This window comes from Nocardia sp. NPDC058480, from assembly GCF_042720495.1.
Classification (GTDB): Bacteria; Actinomycetota; Actinomycetes; order Mycobacteriales; family Mycobacteriaceae; genus Nocardia.
In genome coordinates, this window is the sequence record NZ_JBHXMN010000002.1 from 696,073 (window position 1) to 704,268 (window position 8,196).

An 8,196-nucleotide genomic window follows, 5' to 3' on the forward strand; every position below is an offset into this window, starting at 1 on the left:
GGTTCCTGAAGTGCGGCCCGGCACTGTCGGTCCCAGTTCGAATCGTCCTCGAAGGGAAACTCCTGATGTCCGAGTTCACCGATATCCCCGAGCGGGCAGGTACCCGCCAATGGCTGGGACTTGCGGTACTGCTCCTGCCGACGGTGCTGCTGTTCCTCAGCATGACCGTGCTGTTCCTGGCCACCCCCTATATCGCGGCCGACCTGTCGCCGAGTAGCGGCCAGCTGTTGTGGATCAACGACATCTACGGGTTCGTGATGGCGGGGTTCCTTGTCACCATGGGCACCCTCGGTGACCGGCTCGGCCGCCGCAGGCTGCTGCTGGCCGGTGCCGCGCTGTTCGGCATCGCCTCGATCCTGGCCGCGTTCGCGCCCGGCCCCGACCTGCTGATCGCGGCGCGTGCGCTGATGGGTCTCGGCGCGGCCGCCGTCATGCCCGCCACGTTGTCGCTGATCACGACGATGTTCCGCGACGACCGGCAGCGCGCCACCGCCATCGGTCTGTGGGCGGCTTCGGTGTCGGCCGGTGTGGCGCTGGGCCCACTGCTCGGCGGCCTCCTGCTCGACTCGCTGTGGTGGGGTGCGTCCATGTTGATCGGCGTGCCCGTGATGGCGCTCGTCGTGCTCGGCGTGCCGGTGCTGATTCCGGAATACCGTGCGCCCCAGGCGGGTCGGCTCGATCCGATCAGCGTCGCGCTGTCGCTGGCCGCGCTGCTGCCGTTCGTCTACGGCGTGAAGAAACTGGCCGAGACCGGGTTCACCGCCGAATCCGTGGTCACTGTGCTCGCCGGTGTGGTGTTCGCGGTGGTCTTCGTCCGCAGGCAGTTGCGACTGACCGACCCGCTGCTCGATGTGCGGCTGTTCGCGAACCGGACCTTCAGCGGATCGCTCGCGGTGTACATGCTCGCCGCCATCGCCCTGGGCGGGGTGTACCTGCTGTTCACCCAGTACCTGCAGCTGGTCGCCGCCCAGTCGCCGCTGCAGGCCGGGTTGTGGATCCTGCCTGCCGCGATCGCGCTGGTCATCGTCTCGACCGTGACCCCGGCCATCGCCCGCCGTGTCCGTCCGGCGTTTGTGATCGCCGCGGGCTTGGCGCTGTCGACCGTCGGCTATCTGGCGCTCACCCAGGTCGAGAGCGTGGCGGGATTGCCGCTGCTCATCGTCGGCTTCTACATCCTGTACCCGGGCATCGCCCCCGCCATGGCGTTGATCCCCGGCCTGGTCATCGGTGCGGCGCCCGCCGAGAAGGCGGGCGCGGCGTCGGCGGTGGACAGCACCGCCAGCGATCTGGGTGTGGCACTGGGTGTCGCCCTGCTCGGCAGTATGGGAGCGGCGGTCTACCGGGCCGGAATGTCGGGCGAAGCGGGCGCCGCCGCGGAAACCCTGCCCGGCGCGCTGAGTTCGGCCGAGTCCCTGCCCACCGAGGTCGCCGAGTCCGTCGTGGCCGCCGGCCGCGAGGCGTTCACCAACGGCCTCAACGCCGCGGCATGGGCTGCCGCTGTGCTCTCCGCAGTGGGTGCGGTGCTGGCGGTGGCGCTGCTGCGCCGGATCCCGGCCGGTGCGACCTCCGTTCCGGAAACTGGAGCGACAACGGAGGTCTCGGCGGCCGGGGGTGACACCGAGCGAACCACCGTCGCTGTCTGACCCTCGCGGGATCCCGCCGACCTCAGCGATCCGCAGCACCAGTTCACAGGTGCTGCGGATCGCTGTCCTACCGGGCCCCGATGCCCTTGCGCCGCAGTAGCGTTGGAGTTGCGCGCCGACGCCATCGGTGACTACTGCCGGTTGCCGAGATCATCAGGGGAGGTGCGGCCGGTGACCATCATCAGCAGTTCTGCCGCCGTGCCGGTGATCGGCGTGCCGTTTCCCGCCGTCCAGGAGGTGTCGGTGGTGGTCAACGAGTATCCGGCCAGACGGTTTCGCGCGTGGAAAGGTGCGCCCATCGTCCACACTCGGTCCAGCGAAAGTCGCGCTGCTGCGGGCGGCATGACCCGGTCGACACCGAGCGGGATGGCGATGTCCTGGCCGTGGACCAGCAGATCCATCAGCCGGTCGATCGGTGTGGTGCCGATCGGGATGGCTCTGGAGTCGGTCGTGGCGCGCAGTTGGGCGAGCAATTCGGTGGTCGGTGTTCGGTCGGCGTGCCGGACGGCGGTGTCGTGGATGAGACGGTCGGTGTTGCCGCGAGCACGGATCAGGTTCACCAGCAAGGAGACGATCGTGACGCGGGTGGCCAACACGAGGTGGGCCACGACGTCGCGAACACGCCACCCCGTACACAGCGAGGCGGTATCCCACGCCGATTCGGGCAGGTCGCGCAGCAGTTCGACCAGGGTGGCTCGTTCCTCGGCCACCGCCTGCCAGATCGTGTCGTTCATCGTGTCGTGTCCGGTCATCGTCGAGTCTCCTTCAAAGGGGCGTTCTCGGTACCGTAGGAGTTCCACCGAGGTGGAGGTGCCAGCGAAAGTGACTCACATCACATATCTGACGATCGGCGAGCTAGCCGCCCGAACCGGTGTCGCGGTGCGAACGGTCCGGTTCTACTGCGATGCGGGCCTCCTGGCTGCCGCGCGCTCGCCGACCGGCCACCGAGTGTTCGAACCCGGCGCTGTCGATCGACTCCTGCTGTTGCGCCGGTTGCGTTCCTTCGGCGTCGGACTCACGGCGATCGAAGACGTGCTGGACGGCACCCGGTCGATCGCGGAGGTGATCGCGGCCGAACGGGTCGCCGTCGACGACGAACTCGACGCACTGAACCGGCGTCGGGCGCTCCTGCGCGCTGTCGAATCGGCAGCCCCCGATACCCAGGACGAGCACCTGAATCTGCTTGCCGCCGTGATCGATCCGCGAGCCGCCCATGATGTGCTTGTCACGTTCTGGCGCCGCCAGCTCACCCCGCTACCGGCCGCGGCCGTCGACGGCTTCCTCGGCATGAACGTCCCCGAACTGAGCGCCGACGCCAACCCCGAACACCTCATCGCCTACGCGGAACTCATTGCCGCCGTATCGAACCCGGATATCGCGACCGCCATGTACGACACGATCCGCCACCGCAGCACCCCCGGCGTCCGCGACGAACGCCGCCTACTGTTCGACGTCGCCGACGCCTGCGTCGCGGCAGCACCCCGCGTAGCCGCGGGCCATCCACCCTGCCCCGGCGCGGAACTCGACCACTACGTCGATGTCCACGCCACCGCCCGCGGCCGCCACGACACCCCCATCTTCCGTCGCCAACTCCTCACCGACGCTGCGGGCGCGGACCACCGAGTCCGCCGATACTGGCAACTGACAACAAGATTCACCGGCGAGGCCGTCACCTCCGGTGCCGCCCAACTCTGGCTCTTCGACGCCCTGAGCGACTCGGTGACGCGACAAGGGGAGGCCGATGACCGGCCTCCCCTTTCTCGAATCAGAACTCAGGGAACAACTTCGACGATGTCGCCCGGCTCCAGCCACTCGTAGTGCGCCTTCGCGCCCTCCGGGGTCAATCGGATGCAGCCGTGGGACTGCTCCTCGGTGGGTCCGATGTGATAGGCGATGTCGCCGTTGAAGAAGATCGCGTATTCCATGGGTGCGTTGTGCAAAGTGCTCCAGTGGAACGGCTTCTTGAACGCCACGTTGAACACTCCGGGGGGCGTTTCGTAGCCGGGACGGCCGTGTGACATCGGGCTGGGCCCGAAGGTGACGTTGCCGTTGTCCATCAACCACGCGTTATTGGTCGACAGCTGCAGGCACGCACGCGCTTTCTCGCTGCACGGGGCCACCACGGGCTCCGGCGGCGGGGCGGGAATGATGGCGGGCACGCCGGGCACATCGGGCCCGCCCGGCCACAGTGGTTCGGCCTGCACTGGTGCTGCGACCGCGGCTCCGACCATCGCCGCGCACATCGCCGCCTGCACGGCCCACCGGGGAATACGACTACTACTCACGAAATCTTGCCTCTCTCGCCGCGCCCACCCCTGGTCGTCGTACGCCCAGAACATGAGCTTTCACCATCGACACAAGCCTCGGAAACATAGAGGTACAGCGATCATGGAGTATTGCGATCGTGTTGAGCAAGCCCGAGGCCGGGCCACCGGCGCGTCACGCACCTGAGCAGACAAAAGTGTGAGCACTTGACTACTTAGGTAAGCCTGACCTACTCTGATCTCGGCGTACGGATGAGCCGGTAGTCCCGAGGGCTGCGGTCGACTCCGCCATCCTGCCGCGGCGGGCTCCGTTTTCGAGACGGAGCTCGCCGCTACGTCTTCCCGGCTGCCTCGCACGGTTTCTGATGGTGTAAACCGGATCATATGAGCGAATTGTCCCTGTCCCTGGCCGACGTCACCCCCGAGTTGATGACGAAGGCCAGCGAAGGCACCTTCACCGACCTCATCGGCTTGCGCTACACCGAGGTCTCCCCGGACCGGGTGCGCGGCGAATGGGAAGTGCGCCCCGCGCTGTACCAGCCCGCGGGTATCCAGAACGGCGGCGTCTACTGCACCGTCATCGAAACCCTCGCCAGCGTCGGCGGCGGCGTCTGGTTCGGCGAGCGTGGCTCGGTGGTCGGCGTCAACAACAACACCGACTTCCTGCGCGCCGTCCGCGAGGGTGTCCTCACCGGCGAGGCCACCCCGATCCATCGCGGCCGCAGCCAGCAACTCTGGGTCGTCGTCATCACCGACACGGACGGCCGCACCGTCGCCCGCGGCCAGGTCCGCCTGCAGAACCTGGCCGCCTAGCAGTCCCCTCGGTAGAGCTGCGCGTCAGCCGAAGGTGGTGATCCGCCACCCACCGCGGTCGAGCACATCGACGATCAACGCGCCGATATTCCACGCGTCGTCGTCGCCGCGGTGGTGGGTGCCTTCGAGGGCGATCTCGGCGATCTGGAGCGCGCGGTCCATGCCCGGTCGTCGGCGCAGGTCGTGGGTCTCGGCGAAGACCTGTTTGGCGTTGGTGTGTTCGGGGCCGAACGGGTATTCGACGCCGGTCGCCGCGCATTGGGCGCGGAACTGCTTGCGGTCGTAGTCGCCCCAACTCGCCCACGGCCGCTCGCTCGCCGCGAACTCGCTCGCCAGCAGACGGCACGCCGCACCGAAGTCGACGCCCTCATCGACCTGCTCCTGGGTGAGCGTGGTGAGCTCGGTGCAGAAATCGCTCACCGTGGACCGGGTCGGGCGCACGATGATCCCGTGCTTGCTCACTCTGGTTCGGGTGGCGAGATCGACCACGGTGATCCCGATCTCGATGATCTCGGTGGTCTGCCCGGCGGGCGGATCGCCTGCCCAGCAGGTGGCCTCCACGTCGACCACATTGAGCAGGCCGGTCCATTCGTTCATGGGTGTGACGGTACGGGCGGGTAGTGGCGCGCTCCAGCGATATTCGCGGGCGTGGAGTCGGCGCAACCGCTGCTCGACCGGTGACGTGGCTGCTTCGGAGCCGAGCGTGGGCCCATCGTTAACATCTCGTTAACCACCTCGGGGTCGTCCCCGGTCGCGCTCGGCGGCGGTCGCCGCGCGGACGCGGGACGTGCCAGAATGTCGCTCACCGACCACCACCCGCCGAGGAGAGAACGTATGCGCCTGTCGCCGCACGAGCAGGAACGGTTGCTGCTGAGTTATGCGGCCGAGCTGGCGCGCCGGAGGCAGGCGCGTGGGTTGAAGCTGAACCATCCCGAGTCGATCGCGTTGATCACCGATCATGTGCTCGAGGGTGCACGCGACGGGCGAACCGTCGCGGAATTGATGTCCTCGGGGCGGTCGGTGCTCACCCGTGCGGATGTGATGGACGGGGTGCCTGAGATGATTCACGACGTGCAGGTCGAGGCGACGTTCCCCGATGGGACCAAGCTCGTCACCGTGCACCACCCGATCGGATAGGCGACGCGCATGATTCCCGGTGAATATCTGTGTGCCGAGGGCACGATCGCCTTGAACGAGGGCGCGGTACGCGTCGAACTCGAGGTGGTCAATACCGGTGACCGCCCGGTCCAAGTGGGCAGCCACGTGCATTTCCCGCAGTCCAACGCCGCGCTGGAGTTCGACCGCGAGGCCGCCTACGGGCACCGGCTCGATATTCCGGCAGGCACCGCGGTTCGTTTCGAACCCGGTCTGCCGCAGCGGATTTCGCTGGTTCCACTCGGTGGCACCCGCGAGGTATACGGCATCAGCGTGAACCCGCCGGGGCAGCTGGATGCAGATGATTCACCGCGATATCCGGGAGAGAGTCGATGACGGAACTGAGCCGCGCCCGCTACGCCGAACTGTTCGGGCCGACCACCGGCGACCGTATTCGCCTGGCCGACACCGACCTGCTCATCGAGATCACCGAAGACCGCAGTGGCGGACCGGGACTCGCCGGTGAGGAAGCGGTGTTCGGCGGCGGCAAGGTGCTGCGCGAGTCGATGGGTCAGTCGCGCGCCACTCGCGCCGACGGTGCCCCCGACACCGTCATCACCGGCGTGGTCATCGTCGACCACTGGGGCATCATCAAGGCCGACGTCGGCATCCGCGACGGCCGCATCTGCGGCATCGGCAAGGCAGGCAATCCCGACACGATGTCGGGCGTGCACCCGGACCTGGTCGTCGGGCCGTCGACCGAGATCATCGCGGGTAACGGCCGCATTCTCACCGCGGGCGCCATCGACTGCCACGTCCACTTCATCTGCCCGCAGCTGATGGACGAAGCGCTCGGCGGCGGCATCACCACCCTCATCGGTGGCGGCACCGGCCCCGCCGAAGGTTCCAAGGCCACCACCGTGACACCGGGCTCCTGGCATCTGGCGCGGATGCTGGAATCGCTCGATCACTGGCCGATGAACATCGTGCTGCTCGGCAAGGGTAACACGGTCAGCCACGAATCGATGTGGGAGCAATTGCGCGGCGGCGCATCGGGTTTCAAACTGCACGAGGACTGGGGCTCCACCCCCGCCGCGATCGATGCCTGCCTCACCGTCGCCGACGCGGCGGGCGTGCAGGTGGCGCTGCACTCGGACACGCTGAACGAGGCCGGTTTCGTCGAGGACACCCTCGCCGCCATCGCGGGCCGCGGCATCCACGCCTACCACACCGAGGGCGCGGGCGGCGGCCACGCGCCCGACATCATCACTGTCGCTTCCCATCTCAATGTGCTGCCGAGCTCCACCAACCCCACCAGGCCGCACACCATCAATACCCTTGACGAGCACCTCGACATGCTGATGGTCTGCCATCACCTGAGCCCGTCGATCCCCGAGGATCTGGCCTTCGCCGAATCGCGGATCCGCCCGTCCACCATCGCCGCCGAAGACCTCCTGCACGACCTGGGCGCCATCTCCATGATCGGCTCGGACTCCCAGGCGATGGGCCGCATCGGCGAAGTGGTGATGCGTACCTGGCAGACCGCGCACGTGATGAAACGCCGCCGCGGCGCCCTGCCCGGCGACGGCGCGGCCGACAATGCCCGCGTGCAGCGCTACATCGCCAAATACACCATCTGCCCGGCGGTTTCGCACGGGCTCGATGACGAGATCGGTTCGATCGAAGTCGGCAAACTCGCCGACCTGGTGCTGTGGGAGCCCGCGTTCTTCGGCGTCCGGCCGCACGCTGTCCTCAAGGGCGGCATGATCGCCTGGGCCGCGATGGGCGACGCCAACGCCTCCATCCCCACTCCCCAGCCCGTACTCCCGCGCCCCATGTTCGGCGCCGCGGCCCCCGCCGCCGCGGCCACCTCCCTGCACTTCGTCTCCGAACAGGCCATCGACGACGGCCTCGCGAACCGATTGAACGTGCGCCGAAAGCTGGTGCCGGTCAAGAACGCTCGCCGTGTCACCAAGGCCGACATGCCCCACAACGACGCCATGCCACGCATCGAAGTGGACCCCGACACCTTCACCGTCCGCATCGACGGGGAGGTCTGGGCCGAGGAACCCGCCACCGAACTCCCGATGGCCCAGCGCTACTTCCTTTTCTGACCCACCGCCGGGGTGAGCTAGTGCCTCGTCAAGCAACCTTCGGTAGGTAATCCGGTAGCCGGATCTTGGAGTTGACGGCGAAGTCTCGCTTGGGTCGGGCGTGCTGGTTGTGCCAGCGGATGTAGGCACCGATCGCGGCATCTTGCTCGCCGTGGCTGCGGTGATCGGTGCAGTTCAACGCGAAGTAGCGCAGCGCCGCGAACTCGGACTCGATCCAGTTCAACCACGACGAATACGTCGGTAAGAACACCAACTCCACCTCATGTG

General features: G+C 67.5%; 9 protein-coding genes and 1 pseudogene. 6 read left to right on the forward strand and 4 right to left on the reverse strand.

The window, feature by feature from the left end; translation table 11 throughout:
* Positions 1-65 precede the first annotated feature (65 nt).
* Positions 66-1,643, forward strand: coding sequence for an MFS transporter (locus ACFWO8_RS08795; protein ID WP_378946079.1), 1,578 nt, complete (start codon positions 66-68; stop codon positions 1,641-1,643).
* A gap of 131 nt (positions 1,644-1,774) precedes the next feature.
* Here the strand turns inward: ACFWO8_RS08795 and ACFWO8_RS08800 are convergent, their stop codons facing one another.
* Positions 1,775-2,395, reverse strand: coding sequence for a maleylpyruvate isomerase family mycothiol-dependent enzyme (locus ACFWO8_RS08800; protein WP_378946084.1), 621 nt, complete (start codon positions 2,393-2,395; stop codon positions 1,775-1,777).
* Positions 2,396-2,465: 70 nt separating this feature from the next.
* Here ACFWO8_RS08800 and ACFWO8_RS08805 point away from each other — a divergent pair, with 70 nt between their 5' ends.
* Positions 2,466-3,461 carry a MerR family transcriptional regulator gene (locus ACFWO8_RS08805; protein WP_378946087.1) on the forward strand — a complete coding sequence of 332 codons (996 nt, stop codon included), beginning with the start codon at positions 2,466-2,468 and terminating at the stop codon, positions 3,459-3,461.
* On the opposite strand, the gene ACFWO8_RS08810 is transcribed toward ACFWO8_RS08805, so the two are convergent.
* A complete protein-coding gene (locus tag ACFWO8_RS08810; RefSeq protein WP_378946092.1) occupies positions 3,416-3,928 on the reverse strand; it encodes a L,D-transpeptidase in 513 nt (170 codons plus the stop codon). The two genes, ACFWO8_RS08805 and ACFWO8_RS08810, sit on opposite strands and share 46 nt — an antisense overlap.
* A gap of 408 nt (positions 3,929-4,336) precedes the next feature.
* Between ACFWO8_RS08810 and ACFWO8_RS08815 the strand changes: the two genes are divergently transcribed.
* Positions 4,337-4,720: a PaaI family thioesterase gene (locus ACFWO8_RS08815; protein ID WP_378946271.1), complete on the forward strand. Its 384-nt coding sequence runs from the start codon at positions 4,337-4,339 to the stop codon at positions 4,718-4,720.
* A 24-nt stretch (positions 4,721-4,744) separates the two neighbouring features.
* Here ACFWO8_RS08815 and ACFWO8_RS08820 read toward each other — a convergent pair whose 3' ends face one another.
* The gene (locus tag ACFWO8_RS08820; protein ID WP_378946096.1) at positions 4,745-5,317 is read right to left on the reverse strand and encodes an exonuclease domain-containing protein; all 573 of its coding nucleotides are present in this window, start codon (positions 5,315-5,317) and stop codon (positions 4,745-4,747) included.
* 237 nt (positions 5,318-5,554) lie between these two features.
* Here ACFWO8_RS08820 and ACFWO8_RS08825 point away from each other — a divergent pair, with 237 nt between their 5' ends.
* From ACFWO8_RS08825 to ACFWO8_RS08835, 3 genes are read left to right on the forward strand one after another with little or no spacing between them, the layout of a single operon-like run.
* A complete protein-coding gene (locus ACFWO8_RS08825; RefSeq protein WP_056810177.1) occupies positions 5,555-5,857 on the forward strand; it encodes an urease subunit gamma in 303 nt (100 codons plus the stop codon).
* 9 nt (positions 5,858-5,866) lie between these two features.
* Positions 5,867-6,211, forward strand: coding sequence for an urease subunit beta (locus ACFWO8_RS08830; RefSeq protein ID WP_378946099.1), 345 nt, complete (start codon positions 5,867-5,869; stop codon positions 6,209-6,211).
* On the forward strand, positions 6,208-7,929 hold the full coding sequence (locus tag ACFWO8_RS08835) for an urease subunit alpha (protein ID WP_378946104.1): 1,722 nt from the start codon (positions 6,208-6,210) through the stop codon (positions 7,927-7,929). Before ACFWO8_RS08830 ends, ACFWO8_RS08835 begins: the two co-directional genes overlap by 4 nt.
* A 28-nt stretch (positions 7,930-7,957) precedes the next feature.
* Here the strand turns inward: ACFWO8_RS08835 and ACFWO8_RS08840 are convergent.
* A pseudogene (locus ACFWO8_RS08840) lies at positions 7,958-8,196 on the reverse strand (IS630 family transposase); the annotation flags it as partial.